Origin of the sequence: Segatella copri (assembly GCF_051861805.1) — a bacterium.
Lineage (GTDB): Bacteria > Bacteroidota > Bacteroidia > Bacteroidales > Bacteroidaceae > Prevotella > Prevotella copri_M.
The window spans coordinates 1,801,464-1,827,862 of record NZ_CP146520.1 but is presented as its reverse complement, the minus strand read 5'-3'; the positions used below and the strand labels follow the sequence as shown (position 1 = coordinate 1,827,862).

General features: G+C 47.2%; 14 protein-coding genes. 7 read left to right on the top strand and 7 right to left on the bottom strand.

Going from position 1 to position 26,399, the window contains the following annotated elements:
• The first annotated feature begins 261 nt into the window (after nt 1–261).
• The 7 genes from V8Z93_RS06955 (at nt 262) to V8Z93_RS06925 (ending at nt 12,756) form a co-directional block, all read left to right on the top strand.
• Nucleotides 262–3,543: a SusC/RagA family TonB-linked outer membrane protein gene (locus tag V8Z93_RS06955; protein WP_439432796.1), complete on the top strand. Its 3,282-nt coding sequence runs from the start codon at nt 262–264 to the stop codon at nt 3,541–3,543.
• Between the two features lie 18 nt (nt 3,544–3,561).
• Nucleotides 3,562–5,322: a RagB/SusD family nutrient uptake outer membrane protein gene (locus V8Z93_RS06950; RefSeq protein ID WP_439432795.1), complete on the top strand. Its 1,761-nt coding sequence runs from the start codon at nt 3,562–3,564 to the stop codon at nt 5,320–5,322.
• Nucleotides 5,323–5,358: 36 nt separating this feature from the next.
• Entirely contained in the window at nt 5,359–6,732 is a 1,374-nt protein-coding gene (locus V8Z93_RS06945) for a glycan-binding surface protein (protein WP_439432794.1), read from the top strand.
• Nucleotides 6,733–6,751: 19 nt separating this feature from the next.
• Nucleotides 6,752–8,749, top strand: a complete 1,998-nt coding sequence (locus tag V8Z93_RS06940) for an IPT/TIG domain-containing protein (protein WP_439432793.1) — start codon at nt 6,752–6,754, stop codon at nt 8,747–8,749.
• A 127-nt stretch (nt 8,750–8,876) separates the two neighbouring features.
• Nucleotides 8,877–9,332, top strand: a complete 456-nt coding sequence (locus tag V8Z93_RS06935) for a T9SS C-terminal target domain-containing protein (RefSeq protein ID WP_203039534.1) — start codon at nt 8,877–8,879, stop codon at nt 9,330–9,332.
• Nucleotides 9,329–11,686: a cellulase family glycosylhydrolase gene (locus V8Z93_RS06930; protein WP_439432792.1), complete on the top strand. Its 2,358-nt coding sequence runs from the start codon at nt 9,329–9,331 to the stop codon at nt 11,684–11,686. Before V8Z93_RS06935 ends, V8Z93_RS06930 begins: the two co-directional genes overlap by 4 nt.
• Before the next feature lie 5 nt (nt 11,687–11,691).
• Complete coding sequence (locus V8Z93_RS06925; RefSeq protein ID WP_439432791.1) at nt 11,692–12,756, top strand: hypothetical protein; 1,065 nt, start codon at nt 11,692–11,694, stop codon at nt 12,754–12,756.
• An 89-nt stretch (nt 12,757–12,845) separates the two neighbouring features.
• On the opposite strand, the gene V8Z93_RS06920 is transcribed toward V8Z93_RS06925, so the two are convergent.
• The 7 genes from V8Z93_RS06920 to V8Z93_RS06890 all read right to left on the bottom strand — a co-directional run bounded on the left by V8Z93_RS06920 (nt 12,846) and on the right by V8Z93_RS06890 (nt 26,276).
• Entirely contained in the window at nt 12,846–13,775 is a 930-nt protein-coding gene (locus V8Z93_RS06920; protein ID WP_439432790.1) for a hypothetical protein, read from the bottom strand.
• A gap of 396 nt (nt 13,776–14,171) precedes the next feature.
• Nucleotides 14,172–15,983 (bottom strand): cellulase family glycosylhydrolase, encoded by a 1,812-nt coding sequence (locus V8Z93_RS06915; protein WP_439432789.1) that lies wholly within the window; start codon nt 15,981–15,983, stop codon nt 14,172–14,174.
• Between the two features lie 30 nt (nt 15,984–16,013).
• Entirely contained in the window at nt 16,014–18,137 is a 2,124-nt protein-coding gene (locus V8Z93_RS06910; protein ID WP_439432788.1) for a hypothetical protein, read from the bottom strand.
• A 34-nt stretch (nt 18,138–18,171) separates the two neighbouring features.
• On the bottom strand, nt 18,172–20,073 hold the full coding sequence (locus V8Z93_RS06905; protein WP_439432787.1) for a hypothetical protein: 1,902 nt from the start codon (nt 20,071–20,073) through the stop codon (nt 18,172–18,174).
• A 26-nt stretch (nt 20,074–20,099) separates the two neighbouring features.
• Complete coding sequence (locus V8Z93_RS06900; protein ID WP_439432786.1) at nt 20,100–21,800, bottom strand: RagB/SusD family nutrient uptake outer membrane protein; 1,701 nt, start codon at nt 21,798–21,800, stop codon at nt 20,100–20,102.
• An 18-nt stretch (nt 21,801–21,818) separates the two neighbouring features.
• Nucleotides 21,819–24,992, bottom strand: coding sequence for a SusC/RagA family TonB-linked outer membrane protein (locus V8Z93_RS06895; protein WP_439432785.1), 3,174 nt, complete (start codon nt 24,990–24,992; stop codon nt 21,819–21,821).
• Nucleotides 24,993–25,310: 318 nt separating this feature from the next.
• On the bottom strand, nt 25,311–26,276 hold the full coding sequence (locus V8Z93_RS06890; RefSeq protein ID WP_439432784.1) for an ATPase: 966 nt from the start codon (nt 26,274–26,276) through the stop codon (nt 25,311–25,313).
• Nucleotides 26,277–26,399 lie beyond the last annotated feature (123 nt).

The window sequence follows — 26,399 nt, the reverse complement described above, 5'->3', positions numbered from 1 at the left end:
TTATATATAATATATCACCCCAACGGAATCTATTGATTCCAAACTTCTTTCCCGAGAAAAGAATAAATGAAAAGCATCCCAAGTCTACAAACATCAAAAAATCATTTTTTTGCAAGAAATTTGCTATAAAGTAAAAAAGTATCAGCAATTAGCAAAATAAGTATATTGTTTTTCATAAAAAAGCAGTAATTTTGCAGCGGAAATAGGAAAAAAGGCTTAACCCTCTCCTAAAACCATTCAAACTAACAAAACAAGGAATTTATGAACAATAAAAGTAGAGAAAAGTTGCTTGCTGGTGTAGCAGCCCTGAGTCTTCTCGGCATCTCTCCTCAGCAAACTTTTGCAGCCAGAATCACAACGAGTCAAGCTGTACAACAAACTAAAAAAATCACTGGTAACGTTTCTGACCCAATGGGACCTATCATTGGCGCTACAGTGAAAGTGAAAGGTACTAAAAATGCCGCAGTAACCGACATGGATGGTAACTACATCCTGAATGTGTCTGCCGGACAGATCGTGGAAGTATCTTACGTAGGTTACATCACCAAATCATTCAAGGTGGGCGGTCAGAACAAGTACGACATTACTTTGACCGAAGACAACAACAGTCTTCAGGAAGTAGTGGTTGTAGGTTATGGTACCATGAAGAAGAGCGACCTCGCCGGTGCTTCCGCTTCTATGGACGAAAAGACATTGAAGCAAACTCCTATCACCAACGTTGACCAGGCTTTCCAGGGAAAGATTTCCGGTGTAAACGCTGTCCAGACATCCGGTCAGCCAGGTTCTGCCGTAGCCGTTAGCGTGCGTGGTATCGCTACTATCAATGCCAATTCTGAGCCATTATACGTTGTAGATGGTGTCATCTTCAACTCTCAGAGCAACAGCGGTTCATCACTCGGTTTGGGTGATAAGCTCGGTAACGGTTCTCACTCAGCCGTATCTCCTCTCTCTTTGATCAACCCTAGCGATATCGTGAGCATGGAGGTATTGAAGGATGCTTCTGCTACTGCTATCTATGGTGCTCAGGGTGCCAATGGTGTCGTTTTGATTACTACCAAGAAGGGTAAGGCAGGCGAAGCTAAGTTTACCTATACCGGTAGCGTAGCTGCAAGTCGACAGAACAAGCGCCTGGATATCATGAACTTGCGCGAGTTTGCAGAATATTACAACGATTTGGCTAACCAGGGCGAAATCTCCAAGCCAGACCCTGTATATAGCGACCCATCTATCCTTGGTATCGGTACCAACTGGCAGGATGCTATCTTCCAGACAGCATGGCAGCAGTCTCACCAAATCGCAGCAGAAGGTGGTACTGATAAGGTAAACTACTATATCTCAGGCAACTGGACAGACCAGGACGGTACTATCATCGGATCAGAATTCCAGCGCTATTCTATGCGTGTGAACCTTTCAGCACAGTTGAAGAAATGGTTCAAGCTCGGCTTGAACGCAACTTATTCAAAGACAGCAGAGAGTTTGAAGCTGGCAGATGGTGAAGAAGGTTTGATCAACTACTCTTTGACAACACCTCCAGATATCCAGATTTACAATATTGATGGCGGATACTCAAGCGTATCTAAGGAAGGATTCACCAATCCTAACCCTATCGCCATGGCTATGGAAGATGATATTCTGCTCGACCGTCAGAGTCTTAATGGTAGTGTCTTTGCAGATATCACCCTGATGAAGGGCTTAACCTGGCATAGCCAGTTGGGTTTCGATATCGGTGCATCCAAGGCTGAGACCTACAACCCGATGATTGACCTCGGAACCTGGAAGCGTCAGAGTAACCAGAGCCGCCTGCAGAAGAACAGCAATAACTTCTGGTCGTTGAACAACTATCTGCAATATTCTACAACTATCGGCAAACATAGTATCACAGCTATGCTCGGACAGGAGTGCTGGGAATCAAAATATGACTATGTATCAGCATTCAACACCAATCTTCCTAACGATGTAGTTCACAACCCTGCATTGGGTCAGGGCGACCCACAGATAGGTGCCGGTTGGGGAAGTTCTTCCATGGCTTCCTTCTTCACCCGTGAGACTTACAACTACGATGACCGTTATCTCGCCACCTATACCTATCGTTATGATGGCAGTTCCAACTTCGGTCCAAACAACCGTTGGGCAGGTTTCCATTCATTGGCTTTGGGTTGGCGTTTCACCAACGAGCAGTTCATGAAGAACATCAAGTGGCTGAGCAATGGTAAGTTACGTATCGGTTGGGGTCAGACAGGTAACTCCAACATCGGTGGTTACAAGTGGGGTTCTGCGATGAGCACCATGGATACAGCCCTGGGTACCAGCTTCCGCCCTGCCAACCTGAAGAACCTCGATATCAAGTGGGAGACTCAGGAGCAGTGGAACGTAGGTCTCGACCTCGGATTCTTAAACAACCGCATAAATCTGACCGTAGATTGGTATAAGAAGATGAGTAAGGACATGCTGATGCAGCTCAACCTGCCTTCCATCATGGGTACCAGCGGTAATGCATCTTCAGCCCTCGCTGCACCATACGGAAACTATGGTGATATCGAGAACACCGGTCTTGAGATTGCACTCAACACCCACCCTATCGTTACCAAGGATTTCGATTGGAGTTCAGACGTCACCATATCTATCAACAAGAACAAACTGAAGAGTCTTTCGGGCAGTACTGCCTTGCTCGGCAAGGGACAGTGGAGCGATGTTGTGTCACGTTCCGTACCAGGCGAATCACTCTACGGCTTCTACGGTTACGTAGTAGAGGGAGTATATAAGGATCTCGAAGATATCCTCAGCTCTCCTGTTCAGACTCTCCAGAAGAACAACTACAACGAGACCACCGATGCCAACGGCACCAAGCATTACTCTTGGAAGGATGCCAGCAAGCTGAATCGTACCAACACCACCTACGTAGGCGACTTGAAATACAAGGACATCAACAATGATGGCAAGATTGACGAGAATGATAAGACCAACATCGGTTCTCCACTGCCAAAGTGGACCTTCGGATGGAACAATACCTTCCGCTACAAGAACTTCGACCTGAATATCTTCATCAATGGTTCTGTAGGCGCCAAGGTAGCCAACTATCTGAACATGAAGATGACTCACATGAACTCTCCATGGAGCAACCAGTTGAAAGATGTCAACAAGCGAGTTCACCTCGTAGCCAAGGATGGTAACCAGACTGGTAACTGGTATGACAACATCTCTAATCTGACCGTTGACAATCCAAACTCGATGTACCCACGTGCATCCATCAACGACCCTAACGATAACGACGCATTCAGCGACCGTTATATTGAGGATGGTTCATACCTCCGCTTGAAGAGCATGGCTCTGGGATACACATTCGACCAGAAGCTCATCCAGAAGATTGGTCTGACCAATCTCCGACTGACTCTCACAGCATCTAACCTCTTCACCATCACCGGTTACAGCGGTTACGACCCAGAGGTAGGTCTCTCTACTCAGAGTGCGAATGTATATGGTCTGGACTTCGGTCGCTACCCTTCTCCAACCACCGTTACATTTGGTTTGAACTTATCATTCTAATATCCAAAACGAACAGTTATGAAATTTAAGAACATTAAATATACAGCATTTGTAATGCTCCTCGGTATGGGAATGACCTCTTGCGGAGACTTCCTTGACAAACCTGTAGAGGACAATTACAACACAGAGAACTATTACAACGGTGATGCTTCCTGCATCTCTGGCGTAAACTATCTCTACAACTCACCTTGGTATGACTTCCAGCGTGGTTTCATCAAGATTGGTGAGGTTATGTCAGGTAATATGTACTGGGGATCAAGTCCTTACATGAACTTCAGTACCAACGGTACCGATGAGGACCTGGTGAACATGTCTTACTCTCTCTGGGCTGAGATTGGTCACTGCAGTACCGTTTACGAATCATTGAAGAACGCCATCAACACCTCAGAAAAGGTAAAAAACCAGTGCATGGGCGAGTGTCTTGCCTGGAAGGCGATGGCATACTTCTACCTGGTACGTACCTTCGGTGATGTGCCTATCATCCACAGCAACTCAGAGACGCTTGGCAAGGGTGACTACAACCAGTTGAGCAAGGTAGAAAAGGCTGATGTATATGAGTATATCATCATGACCCTGGAAAAAGCGATGGAACTTCTTCCTAAGGAAAAGAGCACTACAGGCCGTATCGACTACTATAGTGCAGAAGGTTTGCTCAGTAAGGTTTATCTGACCAAGGCTGGTGTTTCAGGCACCCTGAACCAGGAAGATTTGAAGAAAGCTGCCGAATATTCAAAGGATGTCATCGAGAACTCAGGCAGAGGATTGATGGAGCACTACGAAGATATCTTCCGTGGCTCAAACCAGTTCTGCGACGAGATTTTGATAGCATGGCGCTGGACAGTAGGTTCTAAGTGGACTTCTCAGAATACCCTCCAGAGCGACCTGGCTCCAGAAGGTTTCGACGAGAATGGTGACTGCTGGGGCGGTTGGCGCGGTCCATCCGTTGACTTAATGGAAGCCTTCGGTGTATCTCCTAAGGATGATCCTAGCAGTCGTATAGATCCTGACCACCGCCGCAAGGCAACTATCATGATGCCAGGCGATGTATATTCATACTTCTGGAGAGACCACGATCTTCCAGCCAAAGCACAGAAGGATGGTTTGAAGAAGGGATTCTCTTATCTGGATTTCTGGTATAACAAGGATTACAATACAGCAGCTACCGGTCAGTGCCAGGGTCTTTGCGGAGGTAACAACGTAAAGCATCTCTTCGGTGACAACGCAGACCACAAGGCTGAGTTGGGCATCACGCCAGGCCGTATGTCAAATGCTCTCCCTACTCCGCTCCTCCGCCTTTCAGACATCTATCTGATCTATGCAGAGGCACAGGTACAGATGGGTAACAATACCGATGCACTTGCCCTGGATTGCTTCAACAAGGTTCGCGGCCGTGCATACGAGTGGCAGGGCTTCGTAAGAAAGACCTCTCTTACATTCGATGACATCTGGAAGGAGCGCCGCCTGGAGTTTGCTGGTGAGGGTGACCGCTGGTACGACTACGTGCGCCGTGCATACTATGATGTAGACAGCTGCATCAAGGAATTGAAGGCACAGCACCGCAACCAGATGTGGAACTGTGATGAAGTTTACAAGGCATACTACAACAGTGGTACATGGGACAGCTCTAAGATGCAGTATGATGAGAATACAGCAGCTCCTAATGTAACAGCCAGCAGCTTTACATTGCCATTCCCAACAGAGGACGTAGCCCTGAACCCTAACCTGGGTAGCAACGCAACTCCAGTACACGTAGATGTACGTAATACATTCAGTTATTAATACCTATAGTTATTAATCAATAAAGAGAATTTCATTATGAATATCAAGAATATAAATGGGGCTTTATTCGCCGTGGCACTTGCAGCAGTCAGCGCGGGATTCACTTCTTGCGAGGACGAGCCAGACAAGTATGAAGTTGCAGGCGGAACCCCTACCATCGATTATGTTCGCCCTGTGGATGCTGCCAGCAAGGACTCACTGCTTACTGGTGCATCTCTCAACAATACCATCTGTATTGTGGGTAGAAACCTGAGAAGTGTGACCAAGATCAACTTCAACGACCAGGCTGCCGTACTGAACACCAGTTACATGACGGACAACACCATCATCGTAACGGTACCAAAGACCATTCCAGGCAAGGTGACTGACAAGATTTACTTCATCACCAACAACAATGACACTTTGGACTACAGCTTCAAGACCGTGGTTCCTGCTCCAACCATCAATAGCATGAGTAACGAGTGGGCGGCTCCAGGCGAAGAAGTAACCATCAAGGGCGACTACTTCCTGGATTACGACGACAGTCATCTGACTATCAAGGTGGGTGATAACTACACCATCCCTTACGAGGACTTGAAGATCAGCCTGAACAGCATCCGCTTCAATATGCCGGAGGATATGCCTAAGCATGAGCCTATCACCATCACCACCATCAATGGTACAACCAAGGCAGGCTTCCGCTACATGGACAACCGCGGTATGCTCTTCGACTTTGATACTCCTTGGAAGGAAGGTGGAGAAGTGTTGGGCAACAATGGTTGGCACAATCGCGACATCAAGAGCGATGCTACCTCATTAAGCGGCAACTTCCTCGTGATGGGCGATGCCGACATGGATACAAACGGTGCCTGGAACGACGGTAACTTCTCGTTCGAGTACTGGCCAGGAAGCTGGCAGGATCCGGAAACTTACTCTAGCCGTCCACGTATGCAGGATCTCGCCAACTTCAGCGACTGGAAGAACATGAGTCTGAAGTTCGAGATGTACATCGACAAGGACAACGCCTGGTCTGCTGCCCCTATGCAGATTTACTTCGGCAGCAGCAGCCTCGTCTCAAATGGTGCGGCAGGTGTGAAGGATATCTATGGCAACACATTGGCTGGAGCCAACAACACCTTCTTCCATGAGAAGGGTCAATTGGCACGTGCCCTCTACATGCCATGGCAGAACAACGATGACAAGCTCTATCACACAGATGGAAAATGGGTAACCGTTACCCTTCCTTTGGCCAACTTCGTTTACGACTATGATGGAAACAAGGGACTGAAATACAGCGGCGTGGGCGACTTCGACGCTTTCAACATCTTCATTGTCAAGGGTGCCTACAACGACGCATCAGTATTGCCTACAGGTGTGAAGTGTCACCCAATCATCAAGATTGACAACATCCGTGTGGTTCCAAATAAATAAACTTATAATCTGAATTGATATGAAAAAGATAAGCAAAATATTCGCCATGTTGGTGGTAGCCCTCGTAGGGCTATCGCTGACTGCGTGCAACGACGGAGATGATCTCTCTACCGACCAGTATGGCAACGACATCTCTCTCCAGTCATTCGGTCCATGCCCAGTGCTCCGTGGCGGTACCTTATATTTCTATGGTACCAATCTGGACCAGATTGAGTCTGTCAACCTTCCAGGTGCAGACCCTATCACCGCATACGAGATTCTCCAGAGCGGCTACAACAGCAAGATTTCCATCCAGGTTCCTGCAGAAAAATGCGAGCCGGGTCAGATTGTCCTGAAGACCAAGAAGGGTGGTGAGATTACATCCGTATCTCCTATCACCTATCGCGAGGACATCGAAATCACCAAGTTCTTCGTAGGTAACGAAGGTACTATAGTAGGTAATGTAGGCGACGTAGTGACCATCAAGGGTGATTACCTCAACCTGATGCACGGCGTTATCTTCGCCGGTAGCGATACCATCAAGGAGGCAGAGTTCGTAGGTCACGACCGCTATACCATCCAAGTAAAGATTCCTGTAGAGGCTAGAACAGGTGTCATAACACTGACTGATACGCTGAAAGACGGAACTTCTCTGGAGACCAAGGAAGAGTTGACCATCAACACTCCTGAGGCTACTCCTATCGAGAACCGCAACATCAAGGCTGGCGAAATATTGAGCATCAAGGGTTCTGCCTTCGACCAGATTGCCAGCGTGAAGTTTGAGGGTGCTACTGTTGATGCTGCCGACTTCAAGTCACAAAGCGCTACAGAGATTACCGTTGCTGTTCCTGTCAAGGCTACCGACGGTACCTTCTACGTAGTAACCAAGAGCGGTGTAGAAGTTCCTGTAGGCAACATCATCACCGTGGTTCCTACCCAGCTTGTTGCAACACCTAATCCAGTGAAGAATGGTGCTGAAATCACCATCACCGGTAAGGATATGGATCTGATTACAGGTATTGCATTCCCTAACGCCAAGGAATCTAAGCTTAACAAGGTTGAGACAACAAAGGTTACTTCTACAGTACCAGAGGATGCACAGAAAGGCGACATCACTTTGAGTCTTGATAATGGCAAGACCGTTGTAGTAGCCTATACCCTGGTGGAGCCAACCGTAGCTTCCTGCACACCAGCAGCCATCACAGCTGGCGAGAAGACCGTCATCAAGGGTACAGATCTCGACCTCGTGAAGAGCATCACCTTCCCTGGCGATGTAGAGCAGACCGTTGACAAATTTGCAGCACAGAATGCCCAAGCCATCGCAGTGACAGTTCCTGCAGCCTGCGCCGGTTCAGGCTTCAAGCTCAACCTGAAGAATGGTATCACTATCAACATCGATGGTCAATTGAGCATCAAGGCTGCTACTGATCCAGCAATTGCATCCGTAACACCAGGCGAGGCTATCGCAGGTTCAACCATCACCATCACAGGTAAGAACTTCCAGAACATCCAGAACCTCTATATCGGTTCTTACAAGGTAAATCGCTATACATCACGCAGCAACACCGAGATTGTCTGCCAGGTTCCTGCCACAGCAGAAGTAGGTACATACAAGATTGTAATGGAAGATCTTGATGGCAACAAGATTGAAGGTCCTGAGTTCAAGGTGGTTCCTGCCGAAAAGGATATCGCAGAACTTGTAACGAATATGGATAATGGGAAAATAACATATCCATTTGATTTCTCATGGTCAAGTGGCAGTGGAAAATTCTATTTGACCAAAGACGTATTTGAGAAAGTAAAGGTAAAAGTTGGTTCTAAACTGATTGTTTACAAAGACCCTACCGTCAAGGGACAAGTACAGATCAATAAGAATGAAGATGGTTGGCCAAATATAACAACTATTGCAGATTGGAATCCTTCAGAAAGTAAACTTGAATATGTTTTTGATGAAACAGCTGTAGAAGTTGCACACTCATGTGGCTTTGCTATTCAGGGCGACTTGACAGGAGTAACCAAGATTACTATCCTCCCATGAGATAGATATATTTAACATAAAAAACGCATTTATGTGAAATATAATTCGTAAATTTGTGGCGTAGTTTTATCAACTGCGCCACATTTTTAATTTTAACCAATTCATTTAATTAAAACATAAACCCGATATGAAGAAAATAGCATTATCCCTACTGGTAGCCCTGAGCTGCATCTCAGCCAAAGCTGCCGACGGCAAGTCGCTGTTTGTTTCATTCAACGATGGAAGCAGGATAGAGTTTGCACTGAGCACTCTACCGGAAGTAACCTTCGGAAATGACAAGATGACTGTAACATCTACAGCTACTACTGCCAGTTACGAACTGTGGAAGGTTTCCACCTTCACCTATGGCACCACTACGGGCATCCAGCAAATTGAAGCCAACAGTAAGTTTGCCTTCGAAGGAGACCGCATCATCGTGGACGGAACCCACAACCAGGTGAGCGCCTTCGCCCTCGACGGAAAGGCTGTAAGCCTCTCCCCTATCCTCGCCGGAGACAAGACCATCATCCCGCTGGATGAGCTGACCCACGGCGTATACATCATCAAAATCAATAACAAATCCATCAAAGTAGCAAGACAATGAAAAAGATATTACTCTCACTTCTGGCAGTAATGATTTCATTCACTGCCTTGGCACAAACTGATGGTGACAAGATTACCATCAACAATTCGGAAGGAAAGCAAGCTGAATGGAATCTGACAGGCGAAAGCAATACCGTCAGCAGCATGAAGCATAATGCTAACAACCAACTGGAAATTTATCTGAAAGGTCTGGAGGACTTCGGAGCATGGGAAACATACGACATCAACAAGATTAACAATGTCGTTTTCTCTATCTATCACGAAAGCGAAGTGGGCAATGTGAATCTCGCTGACCCAGCCGCAACAGAGAAGACCAAGCGTCTCTACAAATATCTGCAGCTGAATTATGGAAGCAAGACCATCTCTTCGGTCATCGCCAACGTTAACTGGAACACCCAGGAAGCAGATAAGATTTATAAAGCAACAGGCAAATATCCTGCCATGAACTGCTATGATTTCATCCATATCTATGTACCTAAGCAGGGTTCCAACGGATGGATCAACTACAACGACATCACGCCTGTTACCAACTGGGCAGACCAAGGCGGACTGGTATCGCTGATGTGGCACTTCAACGTGCCTAAGACCGAGAGCACCGTTCCGGGAACAGATGGAAGCGGTGTGACCTGCACCCCATCTGAAACCACCTTCAAGGCAGCCAACGTATTGACAGCCGGCACTTGGGAGAACAAGTGGTTCTATCAGGAAATGGATAAGGTGGTGGAAGTCTTGCAGAAGTTGCAGGATGCAGGCGTTGTTGCCGTTTGGCGTCCTTTCCACGAGGCAGCCGGCAATGCCTGTCTGAAATCAGGTGACAGCTGGGGCAAGTCCTGGTTCTGGTGGGGATATGATGGTGCCGAGACCTACAAGAAGCTTTGGCAGACCATGTTTGATTACTTCCAGAGCAAGGGAATACACAACCTGATTTGGGCTTGGACCACACAGAATTACAATGGCGATGCTAATACCTATGACAATGATGCCGACTGGTATCCCGGCGACAAGTATGTAGATATCATCGGTCGCGACCTCTACGGTTATGATGCTGCCAAGCAGGCACAGGAGTTCAAGGAGATTCAGGCACGCTATCCTGGCAAGCTCGTAGCCCTGGCAGAATGCGGAACTGATGCCAACAGCAACACAGCTACAGCCGGCATCGATGAGGCTTGGAATGCCGGTGCAAAATGGAGTTTCTTCATGCCTTGGTATGGAAGCAACATGCCATCCAACGACTGGTGGAAAGCGGCTATGAACAGCAAGAACGTGATTACCCGCGATCAGGTAAACCTGAACGCAAACTATGTAGAGGAAAGTGCTGTGGATGCAGTAAAGAACATGGGCATCGGTACCAATTTCGGCAACTGCACAGATGTGGTAGCCATGTGGATGAACATGAACAGCAATTCTGTTACTGATTTCGAGAAAGCATGGGGACAGGTTCCTACCACCAAACCGATGGTAGATTTCCTGAAGAAGAATGGTTTTAATTCTGTCCGCATCCCAGTTACCTGGTTCCAGCACATGAAGGAAGACGGAACCGTGGATGAAGCCTGGATGAACAGAATACAGGAAATCGTTGATTACGTGATTGACAACGGTATGTACTGCATCCTGAATGTTCACCATGATACAGGTGCTGATAGTGATGATGTGAAACACTGGATCAAGGCTGATGAAGCCAACTACAAGGAGAACAAGGAGAAGTTCGAGTATCTCTGGACTCAGATTGCCACCCGTTTCAAGAACTACGACCATCACCTGGTGTTCGAAGGTTACAACGAGATGCTTGATGCCGACAACACCTGGAATGCACCAAAGAGCGCAAGCAGCTATAAGGGTTTGAACGGATATGCCCAGAGTTTTGTGAATGCAGTACGTGCCACAGGTGGCAACAACGAGACCCGCAACCTCATCATCAATACCTATGCTGCAGCTAATGGTGACGACGTATTGAACAACCTCGCCATCCCTACCGACAAGGTGGATGGCCATATCGCAGTAGAAGTACACACCTACTCACCTTGGGACTGGTTTGCCAAAGGCAAATGGGATGCTTCCTGCAGCAAGGAAATCGCTGATATGTTCACCCGCCTGAACAATAAATTCATCAGCAAGGGCATCCCTTGCATCATCGGCGAATACGGTACACACGGAAGCAAGAGCGTCAGCAAGAACAGTTCTGCCAGCGAAATTCAGGCTGCTGCCGACCAGGCTGCCGACATTGTGAAGCAGGCAAAGGCATACGGCGTAGCCACCTTCTACTGGATGAGCATCTTCGACGGTACAGACAGAAGTGTACCACAGTGGACCTTGCCTACCGTGGTAGAAGCCATGAAGAAGGCATATAACGAATAAAAGACATGAGAATCAGATATTTCATATTGATTTTTGCAGCACTCGTGGCTTTCGCATCCTGCGGTGAAAAGAAAAAGAAATCGTACGATGAGATTGCCATGAGCGGTCTTACTACCCGCACGGAGAATCTGAAGACCAACCTCAAGGCTTTCGCCAACAAGGGAACCCTCATCGGACAGATGTACGGCACCCTGAGCGGAATGGGCTGGAACAGATGGGAATGCGATAGCGACCGCTGCGACATGAAGGCACTCTGCGGTTACCGTCCGGCAGCCAATGGATATGAACTTGCCGGCATCGAGAGCGGAAAGCAGCAGAATGCAGATGGAGTTCCTTTCAAGGCCATCCGGGAAGATGTGCTCAACCACTTCCGCAAGGGAGGATTACTCATCATGAACTGGACGATGCCGAATTACAACGGCAACGCAGATTTGCTGGAGGAATACACCAAACAAGTGGCCAAGTATCTCGACACCCTGCAAGACGGTTATGGTATCAAGGCACCCGTGGTGCTCAATCTTCTTCCTATCGACGGAAAAGCCTGGTATTGCCAGTTGAGCAAAGACGAATACATCGAACTTTACAAGAAATTGCAGGACCTGTTAGGGGATAATGACGTAACCAATGTAGTTTACGGCTATTCAGAGACCTACAAGCCTGGAAAGAAGCTGATGGAACGATATCCAGACCATCAGATTGATGTCATCAACGTCACCTATCTGCAACCCAGGAATGCCATCCGTCTTCCCCTCTATCAGCAGAGCATGAAGGAAATCATCACCCAGGCATTGCCTTTTGCACAGGAGCATAACAATGCTTTCGGCATGACAACAGGCATCGAATCGATTGGCGATTCCAGCATCTTCTCGGAAGTCCTTCTTCCTGAATTGAAGCAGCATCACATTGCCTACCTGATGTTTGGAAGAAACCAGGGAGAACCAATCAATGAACATTATTACACTCCTTATCCTGGAGTAGCCAACAGTAAGACCCATGGATTTATGGAGTTGGTGAATGATGATGTGAGTGTTTTCCTGGAAAAGTTGAACGGACTCTATTTAGAGCACTAAAAGCGAAAGGGCTAGATTGCAACCAGCAACCTAGCCCTTTTCTTGATAAATACTAATAAAACTAAACCATCTGAGTTTCAAACCCACGATTATTGAACAAACTTCTTGCCATTCTTGATTACAACACCCTTATAAGATGCACCCACCTGCTGACCTGCAAGATTGAATGTCTTGGAATCCTTGGCAGGAGTAACCACAAATGCATTGCTTATGCCAGTAGAAGGTTCCTTGACAGCCTGAATCAGATTAACAGCTGTAACAATATTGAAATGTCCATTGACGAACAAACCTGTTTCCTTCAATCTAGCAATATCCTCTGCATTCAAGACAATCTTATATGAAGTACTGCCACTTGCTACAGTAGCACAACCATACTCATTCAAGTCTGCCTTATTAGAAGTCAACACATCTTCTGTACCAGCAAAGATGGTCTTAAACTGCCACCACTTCTCTGTAGTCTCAGTATCAGTAGTATAAACAAACTCCAAGACATCACCAGCAGAAGCATTAGCAAACTTCTCAGCAGGAACGCTGAAACCATCAGCCCAATTGCCGAATGCGCATTCACCACTCCAAAGCTGAGTAGACGTTGTAGCAACAGCACTCTCCAACTCAATCTTAGAAACAACAACGCACATGCCTTGAACGAAGAAACTTGAGGCTTTTTTAAACTGCTCCAGAGACTCATTGGTAATTTCAAACTTCGCCTCACCTGGTTCCAGGAATACTACCTCAGAAGTACCTGCCATGTCTTCCCAAGCACCATTGGCACCGCTATTGACTTTCAGGAACACCTTAGAGCCCCACTCCCAGGATGCATTAATGGAAGCATCTACCTTAGAGGTAGTAACAACTATGTTATCGCCAGCCTTAGCAGTTGCCAAGTTGCTGAGTTCCACACCCACATTAGGCCATGAGCCATCCATTACCTGCTCACCTTCCCACAATGTTGTTCTACTTTGTGCAAAAGCACTAACTGCAGCAAAAGCTGCTACCATAATAGTAAAAAACTTTTTCATAAGCTTTGCTTAATTAAATTAGGTTTATATTTATTGTTATTTCTTATATATAGCATTTTTTCAGTTGCAAAGATACAACTAAATATCGAGAATATATGGTATTATCTTGCTGATTACTGATACTATTTTACTTATCTTTGTTTTTTTATTTCTTTGATACCATTTTCCTTTCACACCTAACCTATTCATCTACAAATCAATAAGATAAATGTGAAAGGAGAAAACAACAATATAAATAAAAACAGAAACAACTGAATTGGCAATAAAAGCAAAAGGAAAAGAAAAACAAGTAAGCCTCACTTGAAGTTGGATTGAGCCTTAAACGAACGTTACGTAAGGCTTACTCCAACTCCAAATGAGGCTCATTCCAACCTCAAGTGAGGCTTTATTAAAAATTTATTTTGCAGGCCAAGAAGCTGTCTTCACAGCCTCCTGGATGCTCTCCAGAATATGGGCATTGCTAACGGTGGTATTTGCACGATTGAAAATTGTCATGCTAGGAAGACCGCTATTCGTATCCCAAGCCACAGGCACACAACCATTATTGATGGCACTGGTAACAACAGCCTTGTAGTAATCCTTCACGGATGCATCATGAAGCGCATCCTTACCGATAGCCAGACGCTGGTTGGCACCAAACTCACCAATCAACACTGGATAACCCTTGTCGAAGAAATGAGTCTTCATCTTCTCCATCTGAGCCTCTACATAATCCTCATTGTATTTGGCATCAGCAGTGCGGTCGGCATCACCACCCTGGTTGTTCTTACCCCAATAGAGATAGTACTTGCCCCAATCCTTGTCTTCACTCAAATCAGTAAACTGATATGGATCGTAGAAGTGAACCTCTACCATCAATCGGTCTGTTGCAGAATCATGGATTTTATCCATATAATTATGAGCTACGGTATTGTCGATATTGGTATTAGGACCCTGAACCACCAGAACTCGCTTGGCATTGTTGCCACCTGTGGCACGCACTGCCTCAATGAAAGTCTGCTCATACTCTGCAATCCTATTGGCCAAATCCGCAGTGCCCAGCAATGCATTGGCATCACCGCCGCCCACACCAGGCTCATTCATACCGGCAAAGATAAGACGCTCGTCATAATCCTTGAAACTATTGGCTATCTGAGTCCAGATCTTGGTGAGTTTTGCCTTGGTAGCATCCACATCAGTAGCAGCAGTCAAACCATCATGCTCAATCCATCCACCATCCCAATGCTGGTTGATGATGACATAGAGATCGTTCTTGATGCAGTAATCTACCACCTCGTGAACACGGGCCAGCCAATCGGCATCGATGGTGCAAGCCTCAGCATCTGTGATGTGCCCCATTACCCAAGAACAAGGAATACGGACGCTCTTGAAACCAGAAACTTTCACCAGGTCGATGAACTGCTGGGTAGTCTTTGCCGACTGCCATGAAGTTTCAGAACCGATACTGGTATTCTTCCAGTTATTGGCAGCATTTCCTGCCTCCATCGTATTACCCAGGTTCCAGCCAGGATACATCAAGGCTGCAATATCCATAGCCGTCTTACTCATATCACCAGTAGTAGTACCCTGCTCCTGGTTGATGGTAACAGCTTCGGTGATGGAAGTACTGTCGTTTACCACCATGGTATAGCTGATGGTTGCCGAACGGGCATTGCTGATGTTGGCAGCCACCGAATAGTTGCGGGTGTATTCCACCATGTTGGCACGAGCAGTAATCTCACTCACCCATTCATTGCTGATGACCTGAGAATAACTTGCATTTGCCTTCAGGGTAACAGTAACCTGACCACCGGCAGCCCCTACATTTACATTTTTACTAGATGTGATGAGCAGTCCCTCGGTAGAGTTCTGGCTCACGGTAATAGTTTTGGTATCAGAACCAGCCGCTACGGTGATAGTTGCCGAACGGTCATCATTGGCTGTATTTGCCTCTGCCTTGATGAGGAAATGATGGGTAATACTAGAAGAGCCAGCCACTGGAGTTACAGCCAACCAAGCCGCTTCGGTAGAAACCGTTGGTACCTGAGCCGCCTTGACATATAAATCTGTCTCACCGCCATTCTTCGTAAACGCCATATCAGAACGGGAAACCACGAAATCCTTAGAGAGGCCTTCACCGCCTCCGATGGTATCCTCATTAGAACAGGCTGAGAAACTGACCATGGCAAAAGCCATGATCAGAAACGATAAAATTGTTATTTTCTTCATATTCATAGAATATCAAAATAATACGTATGATTACTTACCTGGAGTCAAGACATGATTAATCTTGACCTTAACCTGAGTAGGATCAACCAGGTCTTTCCACAAATCGTAGAGTTCGATGGTCCAAACCACTGCACCCGAGCATTTATCTGCCAAAGAAGCGGAAACCTCGTAGGTGCCATCGCCCTTCACATAAGTGCGACCGAATTCAGAACCGCCCCAGTAGCTAGGATACCAGCTAGATGTGGCATAAGAAAGTTCTGTCTTGTAGTTCTTGGAAGCAGAATCCTTCAGGTTGCCGTCGATACCCGAGATGGTGAAGTTGACAATCAGATTACCTGCGAATGACAAGGCTGAAGCATCCACTCCATTTGCCTTGGTATTACCATACTCATTGAAGATCTCAATACGACCGTCTGTGCCGTTGCCATCCTTGTTGTTGAACTCTGTCTTTGAGAAATCCATTGAGAATTCAGGATCCACATCAAACTTGATGCTCACAATCTCTGCAGTAATCTTGGATGCATCGATGGCATCAGCTGCCAGATTGTTGATATCCACACAGAATACCGCTGCACCTTCTGCCTCGGCACCACCTGTCTCCATCCAAACCGTATAGAGACCATCGCCAGTAACATTGGCATCATACTTGGAATTATCAAAGGCTGACCAGCGACTTGGATCCCAAGAAGCATCAGCATACTCCAAACCAGCCACATGACTGCCCGCACCTTCCTTCATGTTATCTGTCAAACCTGAAAGACGGAAAGTAACCACCATATTCTTGGTAAACTTAATCTGAGCCTGGTTGATGCCAGGATTGCTACCCGTAGAACCATACTGGTTGAAAATCTCGATACGGATTCTGCCGTTATTCTCAAGGTCGCCGACAACCAACTTGGAATTATCCACCTTCAACTCCGGTGACATGCGAACAGGACGAATCGCCAAACCCAGGTTGCGGGCCGAAACACCAGATGAAGCAGTACCATTGGTCAGATTGAGCGTCTGGCTATAATCCGTAGCGATGCTATAGTTATTACCGCTCCAATACAAGCCCTGGTTGCCCTCGCCTACCTTGGCAGTGCCGTTGCGGTAACCGGTGTAAGGCATAAAGATGCTGTTGCCATTGGCTGCAGTAAATCTGATACCCTTCACGCCCTTCACCTCAACTTCTGTCTGAGTGGTATTGGCAATCAACTCACTCATCTGATCGGCTGTAGGAGTAGAACTGCGCATCAAGGCACCTGCATCCACATTCACCTTCTTCAAGATGTCCTTATCCGTACCGGCGATATCCTCCACAGTATTGTAATCGATGAGATAAGTACTCTGATTCACACCTGTCAGATCACCATAGCCCAGAAGGGCACCTGTTTCTTCCTCTGATTCTGCACCCAGGTTGCACTTAGCCCAAAGGATGCTCAAACCCAAATCAACATATTCCATTGTCTGAGCAGGAGTGGTAAAGCTCTTGGTCTCACCATAGACAAAACCATCGCCCAACTCAAAATATGATGTATAATAGTAAGTAGTTCCAGGAAGCAAACCTTCCACACGTTGACTGATGGTCTTGGCACTGGCAGAGATAGGATAATTGATACCGTTCTCTACATCCGCCTCAGAGGTTGAAATCTTGAAACCGTAGTTCATCTGGGTCTCTCCCTCTATCAGGATACCTTCCAAGCCATTGGCTGTAGCACTCAGGGTGGCCTTGGTTGCCGTAACATCCGTGGCTCCGGCTGTAGCAATCTGGGCATCGGTTGCCACGAAGCTCTTCACCTCACCAAACTTGGTTACTATGCCCTGCAACTGTACGTAAGTGGCATAATAATAGGTATTGCCCTTGGTCAATCCCGAGAGAGTGGCGGTTACATTACCTTCGGCATCAATCACGCCTGGCTGCTTGGTGCCGGCTGTGGTAGGATCGGGGTTGGTACCGTAAACAACACCCACCGCATAGGCACCTGCATCCTGCTTGCTCAAGTCCAAGACCTTACCGCTGACTACTGCCGAAATAGCAGTAACAGAAGCATCACCCGTCTCAATGGTGCTAATCACATTTCCTGTGGCTGCAGAGTAGTCATCATCATCGCTACAGGAAGAGAGCGAGCAAAGACCGGCCATCAGCAGCATCACACCTGCTAAATATTTCATTTTCATAATCTAATCCACATTAAAGTTTCTAATCTTATTTACCCTCTGAAGGTGTCACTACAGGAGCACCTGTATCCATCTTCACGGTGATAACCACTTCGATGCTTGAAGAACACTTGAAGTCGGTAAACTCGTTATTGCCGGAATCAAACTTGAAGCATGCGGCTGGTCCCCATGGGTTCAATACATAACGACGGAAGGAGTTGGTACTTGAGTCGTCATCTGTATATCCTCTTGGAATGAGTGTATCATCAAAATCAACACTCTTGCCATCTACCTTGATGCTCTTGATGGTGATATCGCAGTTTGGATTGTCCTTCAGAATCTTGTTGACGTCGATGTAGAGAAGATATGGATTGCTCTCTGCACCCTCAAACTTCAAGGAATAGTCGCCATCGCCTGTGATGAACACATTGGTGCTCATATAGTTGGCGATATCGCCATCGTGCTTCCAGCCCCAACCGGAGTTGTTGAAGAAGAGGTTTGCCTTATACTTAGGACCTGATGCTGAACTTGCGCTCTGGGCTACCCAGTGGTATGCCTGATACTGATAGAGATTGCCCTGGTCATCAAGACACTGGCTACCGAGCCACAAATCCTTCAGATGTCCGGTATAATCATCCTTGCTGACTTTCAGGATGCGCAGGGTGTTGTCCGCATTGGCATGCATGTTGTAATTGCCCGTTGCAGAAAGCTGGGTATTACCGAAGCCCTTGTCGAAAGTGAATACGCCTTCATCAGTCAAGGTATATTTACCGGAAACCTGACTTCCATCAGGAGCGGTGTAGATATAGCTCTTTGACTCGCTGTTCATCACGAGGGTTGCATCCTCGATACCATTGGCTGCTGTAAGCTGAATGCCCTTGGCACTACCGTCGAGGTTGCAATAGTCAAACTGCCGTCCCTCTTCATTATCAGGGTTAGCCAACTTGTAGGTGATTTCCTTATTGGTCTTCTGCTCTACCCAGTCGCGCCAGTCGGTCATCAGCGTTGGCTTCACATGGGTGTTCTCTGCCACGGTAGGAGTCCAATTGTTCCAGTATTCCTCTGAAACGAAGTTGTAGCAAAGCAAGCACTTGCCCTCATCTGAATTGTCTCGAACTGTTGCTATCTGCAAACGGTCGTCGGCAAGTCCCATCAGCTTCAGTCCGCTACGCCAGTTGGTAGCAACCTTGTCATGTCCCGAATTGTGGAGCAGCTCCGCATCCGAGAAGGTGATGGTATGATTGTCTGTATCCAGCATGTAAGTACCCTTAAAGGTCTCACCTGTCTCAGCATTATATACGGTGACATGGGCACCACCAATCAGGTCGAACTCCATATAACCATAGTCGATAGCCGACATCACCCAGGAGTTACCTGGGATATCAGGAGTCCAGTTCCAATGGTCGCCGGCAGCAGCGGTCTGTCCCATCATGCAGGTACTCCAGTCATCATCCATACCCCAGAATCCGAGCGGACCTGCCCAAAGGTCTGAATGCTTGGTGATGGTATTGGCATCGATATCCAACTTCCATCGCTTCGATTTGCCTACGCCGCCACTCAGATAGGTCCACAGAGGATCGGTAACGAATTCGGCACAGAAATCATCTACCTTGAACTCGGCGTAAGGTCCCCAGAGGAAACCGCCGCGGGTTTCAACACCGACACGTGCCTGATAGGTACCATTGAAAGGAATCTTCAGGCTCACCTCATCCTGCTGGAAACGTCCCTGAGGCGTATCAAAGACCACCGAATAGCTCGATGGCAACAGACTCTTGAACTTGACGATATTAGGATTGCTTTCGTCGTGAGTAATCGTGAAGGCGATGTTCTCTGCCAAATCCTCAGAAGACAAGTTCTTATCGCCCAGACCAAACTCGTCTGGAGAGCAGCTCGCCATGAAGAGAATCATGACAGCTGCCAAAAGCGAATATATTTTATTTATAATCTTCATAAAACCAATACTTTAAAAAGTTAGAATTACCAACCTGGATTCTGCTTCAGGAGACCATGAGAAAGTCCGATCTCGGTGATAGGAATCTGAATCAAGCCACGTTTCTTGATGATATTCTCGGCACTGATGGATACGGTGGTTTTCTCGCCGCCATCCTTCACTTCCCAGGAACCGGCAATCTCCTTGGCTGCCTGCTCCACGCCCTGACGGAGCTGATCCCAATAGCGGATTCCCTCGAAGGCAAACTCAAGCTTGCGCTCTTTCAGGATGTTCTCCTTGGTAGCTGTCTGCTGAGAATAGTTGCCACTCAGGGTGGTGCCATCATCCTCGGTATAAGCACGCTTGCGAACCTGGTCGAAGTAAGACTGGGCATTAGGACTGCCCAACTCTGCTGCCATCAACAGGACATCGGCGTAACGGACGAGTACCCAATCCTGGAACTGACTGATTTGGAAATCGCCTGCACCCACTGTTTCCGTGTAATGCTGCAACTTGCCATCACCAGCAGTTTCGTGCTTAGACAAAGGGGTATATTTCTTCACGAAATATCCGGTGTATTCACGCTGGTCGGCAAGATAGGTGTTCTCGTAATCCTTCAACTGTGAAGCATCAATGATAGAGGCTGAACGGCGGGTATCACCCGTAGCATAGGCTGAAGCAATGGATGGTGTAACGGTGCATGCACCCCAACCCTGGCCATAGCCTTCGTAAACCAGACTACCGGTACGCATTCCTACCATCACCTGGAAACGGTTACCATCATTGTTGCCATTATAGTCGGCTGTGTAGTTGAACTTCATCGAGAGTATGGTCTCTGAGTTTCCAGGACCAGCCCAGGAAGAGTTCTCATGTGCCCAAAGTCCTACGTGGTCACCGCTCTTGTCATCAGCAGAAGCTGGCCACAAATCTCTGAATCGAGGTACCAGACTGAACTCGCCACTGGCGATGATATCCTCACAGGCTGCCAGTGCATCCGCCTTGGTCAAGCCCAACTGATCAGGCTCCTTGCCATAATAGCCACTATAGAAGAGGTACGCGCGAGCCAGAATTGCCTCGGCACCATACTTGGTGATATGTCCATCGTTGGTAGCCGCATCCTTCTTAGGATAGGCATTGGCAGGAATATGCTCAATGGCATACTTCAAATCTCTGAATACCAGACTATATACGGAGTCAGGAGCAGCCTGAGGAACCACATCGCTGGTGGCATGTTCCAGCAACGGGATGTTCTCCCAAAGGCGAAGCATATCGAAATAGCACAAGGCACGAAGGGCATGAGCCTCACCCAGATAAGTGTTCTTTGCATTCTCATCATCCCAGGTAATGCCTTCACCCTTATCGATAAACTCATTGCAGCGGAAGATGGCTGCATAATAGCTCTTCCACAAGGTTTCGTGCATATCGGTATAAGATGGTGCCTGATTCATGTCGAAACGGTCGAGAATCTGGGTGTTGCGGCCATCGGTGTTACCCGTACCGCCAAAGCACTCGTCACTCATCGTCTCGGTCAACTGATAAACGGTGAACGAAGGACCGTCTGAAACTGTACGCTGCCAACCGTCGTAGCAGGCATAGAGCGAGCGAAGTCCATCCTCCTGACTCTTATAGTAATTGCCGGAATTTGATTCTGTCTTGGAAGCCACATCCAGCCAACTGTCGCTGCAAGATGCCAGACCTCCCATAGCCAAAATACCCAAAGCGGCTATCTTTATTTTATTTGTCTTCATAATGATATCTCCTTTAAATTAGAACTTAAGATTCAAACCTACCATGAAGGTACGTGGACGTGGATAGTAACCCAAATCTACGCCTGATGCCCAACTGTTGACACCATAACCGATTTCTGGGTCCATGCCGTCATACTTGGTAAAGGTAAACGCATTCTGAACCTGGAAGTACAAACGGGCCTGAGATACGAACTTCTGATGCAGAAGCTTGGCAAAATCATAACCTAAGGTGATGTTGCTGATTCTCAGGAAGTCACCATCCTGGATAAAGAGGTCGGAGAACTGATAGTTCACATTGGTCTCTGTCACACGTGGATATTTGTTGGATGTTCCCTCACCAGTCCAGCGCTGCAGGATGGCTGAAGTGTAGTTGGCTGTCTTGGCACCTACATTGCGGTAGCTCTGAACGATGTCGTTGCCTACTGAACCGTTGGCGGTTACAGAGAAGTCGAGTCCCTTGTAGTCGAAACCGAGTGAAAAACCATAGGTAAAGTCTGGCATACCATTGCCCAGGTTTACCTTGTCGGCATCATTGATGGTACCATCGTGGTTGACATCGTAATACTTCACATCGCCTGGTTTTACAGAAGATCCCTGAAGTACGCCATTGCCTGCCGCTACCCACTCGTCGATTTCTTTCTGGTTCTGGAAGATACCAGCGGTCTTGTAACCCCAGAAATAACCGATTGGTTCGCCATTGCTGCAACGGTAGAACTCGGTAGAGTTATCATAGAGCTGACCATTACCATCGGTACCATGAATGATACCATCGGATGTAGGGATGCTTCCCACCTTATTCTTATTATAGGCACCGTTGACATTCACATAGTAGTTGAAATCTCTACCTATGTTGTCGTTCCAGCCCAAACCGATTTCTATACCGGTATTCTCTACGTCACCTCCATTGAAATAAGGGGCTCCCGTACCGGCTGTGCCTGGGATAGGCTTAACCAGCAACCAGTCTTTGGTGGTCTTCTTATACCAGTCGATGTTGACATTCAACTCGCCCAGGAGGCGCAGATCCAAACCGAAGTCCAACTGCTCTGAAGTTTCCCACTTCACATTCTCGTTAGACAGACGGCTTTCATAAGCACCATAGTAATTTGACTGTCCGTCAGCACCCAAAGCCGTACCGAAGTTATAGTAAGCACCCGATGTTGAGATAGGAGAAATAAACATCAGGTCGCCAATATTCTGGTTACCAACCTGTCCCCAGCTTGCACGCACCTTGGCATAATCAAGCACCTTGAGCAGAGGCTTCACCCATTTTTCATTGGTTACAATCCAACCGGCAGAAACAGAAGGGAAGTAGCCCCAGCGGTTGCCACGGGCAAACTTAGAAGAAGCATCGGCACGCAGGGTAGCTGTTGCCATATAGGTTTCCTTCCAGTTCCAGCTTACACGACCAAAGTAGCTCACCATGCGCTGTGACAGAGAAGGAGCACCGCTGGCACCCAGACCATCGGTAGCGGTGGCAGCGGTACCATTGCTTACATAAGCATGGTTCCAGTCGGCAAAACCACTCTTCAGGGTGGCATTGGATGCACTTACGCCTACGCCATCAAAGCGCCAGGATTCCATACCTGCCAAGGCTGTGAAGCTATGCTCCTTCACCTTGAAGTCGTAAGACAGGGTGTTGGTCCAGGTCAACTGCCAGTTATGTCCCATATTCTGGTTCACACTGGTACGGTTGGCTGTGTTGTAGCTATAAATGGAGAACTGATAGAGAGGAGTAAACGAACGGTAATCGCTTGCATAATATTCGTAACCTACTACGGTGCGATACTTCAAGTTCTTGATAGGCTCAATCTCCGCATACACATTACCGGTGAAACGGGCTGCATTCGTCTGATTGTTATTGTTCGTCATCATCAAGCCGTATGGGTTGCCATCGGCATTATACCAGTCGCTATTGCTGGTATCATTAAAAGGAGAATCATACTTGTTGTTGTCGCTATAGACTGGCGACAATGGAGAGGTATTGAAGGCACTGCGCAGAGAGTTGTTGTAAGCATTACCCACACCGATACCCGTATTCTGGGTATAGATGAAACTGATCTGCTCACCCACCTTCAACCAGTCCTTCACCTTCCAGTCGGAATTGACACGGAAGTTGTAACGTTCATAATTGCTGACGTCCTTGCCGCCAACAATACCCTCCTGGTTCATATAACCCAGCGTCATGGCATAATTGGCAGTCTTGCTACCGCCATTTACACCTATATTATAAGAAGAAGTCTTGGCATTCTTCACAAACATCTGATCTACCCAGTCGGTATCAATCAAATCGCCATTGGCATCATAGATACTCTTGTATTTACTCCAGTCGTAGGCGTTCTTACCCGAGTTGATGGCAGCCTCATCCAGAATAGTCATATACTCCCTGGCATTGAGCATATCAATGCTGCGTGGCTTGTTCTGCCAACCCACATAGCCGTCGAAGCTAACCACGGCACGGCCTTCCTTACCACCCTTGGTGGTAATCAGAACCACACCATTGGCCGACTGCGAACCATAGATGGCAGCCGATGCCGCATCCTTCAGCACATCAATGCTTTCGATATCGGCAGGATTCAGAGAAGCGATGTCACCACGTACACCATCAATGATGTAAAGCGGATCAGAACCACTCACGGTACCCATACCACGGATGTTTACCTTCAAACCGGAACCCGGCTGACCGGATGTTGAGATGATGCTCATACCAGGAGTCTGTCCCTGGAGCGCCTGAAGCGGATTGGAAGTGTTCAACTTGGCGATGTCATCACCCTTCACGTTGATGTTGGCACCCGTCACCAGCTTTTTCTTCTGAACACCATAACCCACGACGACAACCTCATCAAGAGATTGCTTGTCCTCATTCAAGGTTACGTTGATTACAGAACCTGTAACTTTCACCTTTTGGGTGATAAAGCCCAGGTAAGAAACTTCGAGCGTCTGTCCATTCTTTGCTGAGATGGTAAAGTTACCATCCAAGTCGGTTACTGCACCGTTTCTCGTTCCCTCAACCATGACACTTGCACCAATCAGTGGTTCATTGTCACTGCCAGAGATAACAGTACCCTTAACCGTCTGAGCATTTAGGACACCTGCTCCGATTCCTAGCATTGCCTGGATTGCCAACATGAGGGCTACCAGCGCAACCTTACAGAGCATTCGGCTCTGCGAGAATTTCTGAGATGTTTTTCTCATAATTACGTTAGGTTTAAATTAATAATTGTTCATTTTTGGTTTAATATTGTTCCTATCATTGGGTAGGTTCATATTGCCATTATAAATAAGGTGGAGCCGCTCCGAAGAGCGCCATGCCTTGATTTATCGTTGTGAAATTTGTTTTTGATGGGGCAAAGATAAGGAAAAAACAAATACGCATGGGGGCATTATTGTTAAAAGGATACGTATAAAATGTTGCATTATCCTCCTTTCTTAACAAAAAAAGCACCAAAACAGAGCATTTTATCTGTTTTGGTGCAGTATTTTCTTAAATTCTGATACTTTTCATAAAAAAAGCTAAACCTGTTTTTGGGGCTGGGAATGATACTGAATCAGTCCCGGCATAGGTGCCTGCATTACCTTCTTGATGGTGAGATGATGCTCATCGCACATCACATTCCTCAATGGCGACTCGAAGTAATGGGCGATGCTTCCCACAAAGCCCACCGCTGGCACATCTTCGCCCAAAGACAAATCCCATGCCTTTACACCAGACTCCAACTGAGAGATGTCTTCGGCGCTCGCCTTCACATATTTGATATAAGGCAGGAGATTCTTCTCGTAGAAATCATTGAAGTTGCCAAGCACCACCCGATAGAGCGCCATCGCCTCGTTCAGTTCGTCGGTACCATTCTCATGCTTCTCTCCCTCGGCTATCTGCTGCGAGATGAAAGGACAGATGGATGCCAGAAACCGGTTGGCAAGCGGTTCGCGATACACCTTATTTATAATAGTAGAATAATCCAAGCCCGACCAATCCAAGAACTTCTTCTGGATGGCAGAAGATAAGGTGCCCTTGAAGATGCCGTTCAGGAAGAGCTTACCCAGAACGGCACCACTACCCTCATCGCCCAGGATGTAACCCAGCGGTGGCGTATTCATCACCATGCGATGACCGTCGTAGAGACAACTGTTGGCTCCCGTTCCCAAGATGCAGGCGATGCCTGGCTTGTTGCCGAAGAGGGCTCTTGCCGCTCCAATCATGTCTCCCTCGGCTTCCACCTTGGCTCCAGGAAAGGCCTGCTGCAGGAGTGAGGCCATCCGGGGCTTCATCGCCTCGGTCACACCGCTGCCATAGAAATATACTTCCTGTGGTGATTCCGGCAAGATGAGTTCCGACTTCAGAATCTGAAGCACCTCGTCATCCTGCATGTGAATAGGATTGATGCCCTGTGTCTTGCAAGTCATCACTACATTGCCCTGCCCGTCGGTCAACGACCAATCGGTCTTGGTACTGCCGCTGTCTGCTATGAGTATGTTCATTGTTTTATCTTTTTAAATACACTGCAAAAGTACGGAATTTCGATGAAATATCGCAAAGATATGGGTAAAAAGATGCTTCATCTAGCTGATTATCTTAAAAAACGCATCTTATTCTTTGATTAT

What these genes read in the sequence shown, in the direction of transcription:
- V8Z93_RS06930 (WP_439432792.1), top strand. Translation starts at nt 9,329, where the DNA reads ATGAAAAAGATATTACTCTCACTTCTGGCAGTAATGATTTCATTCACT.
- V8Z93_RS06935 (WP_203039534.1), top strand. Translation starts at nt 8,877, where the DNA reads ATGAAGAAAATAGCATTATCCCTACTGGTAGCCCTGAGCTGCATCTCA.
- V8Z93_RS06905 (WP_439432787.1), bottom strand. Translation starts at nt 20,073, where the DNA reads ATGAAGATTATAAATAAAATATATTCGCTTTTGGCAGCTGTCATGATT.
- V8Z93_RS06915 (WP_439432789.1), bottom strand. Translation starts at nt 15,983, where the DNA reads ATGAAGAAAATAACAATTTTATCGTTTCTGATCATGGCTTTTGCCATG.
- V8Z93_RS06895 (WP_439432785.1), bottom strand. Translation starts at nt 24,992, where the DNA reads ATGAGAAAAACATCTCAGAAATTCTCGCAGAGCCGAATGCTCTGTAAG.
- V8Z93_RS06910 (WP_439432788.1), bottom strand. Translation starts at nt 18,137, where the DNA reads ATGAAATATTTAGCAGGTGTGATGCTGCTGATGGCCGGTCTTTGCTCG.
- V8Z93_RS06925 (WP_439432791.1), top strand. Translation starts at nt 11,692, where the DNA reads ATGAGAATCAGATATTTCATATTGATTTTTGCAGCACTCGTGGCTTTC.
- V8Z93_RS06890 (WP_439432784.1), bottom strand. Translation starts at nt 26,276, where the DNA reads ATGAACATACTCATAGCAGACAGCGGCAGTACCAAGACCGATTGGTCG.
- V8Z93_RS06945 (WP_439432794.1), top strand. Translation starts at nt 5,359, where the DNA reads ATGAATATCAAGAATATAAATGGGGCTTTATTCGCCGTGGCACTTGCA.
- V8Z93_RS06940 (WP_439432793.1), top strand. Translation starts at nt 6,752, where the DNA reads ATGAAAAAGATAAGCAAAATATTCGCCATGTTGGTGGTAGCCCTCGTA.
- V8Z93_RS06955 (WP_439432796.1), top strand. Translation starts at nt 262, where the DNA reads ATGAACAATAAAAGTAGAGAAAAGTTGCTTGCTGGTGTAGCAGCCCTG.
- V8Z93_RS06900 (WP_439432786.1), bottom strand. Translation starts at nt 21,800, where the DNA reads ATGAAGACAAATAAAATAAAGATAGCCGCTTTGGGTATTTTGGCTATG.
- V8Z93_RS06920 (WP_439432790.1), bottom strand. Translation starts at nt 13,775, where the DNA reads ATGAAAAAGTTTTTTACTATTATGGTAGCAGCTTTTGCTGCAGTTAGT.
- V8Z93_RS06950 (WP_439432795.1), top strand. Translation starts at nt 3,562, where the DNA reads ATGAAATTTAAGAACATTAAATATACAGCATTTGTAATGCTCCTCGGT.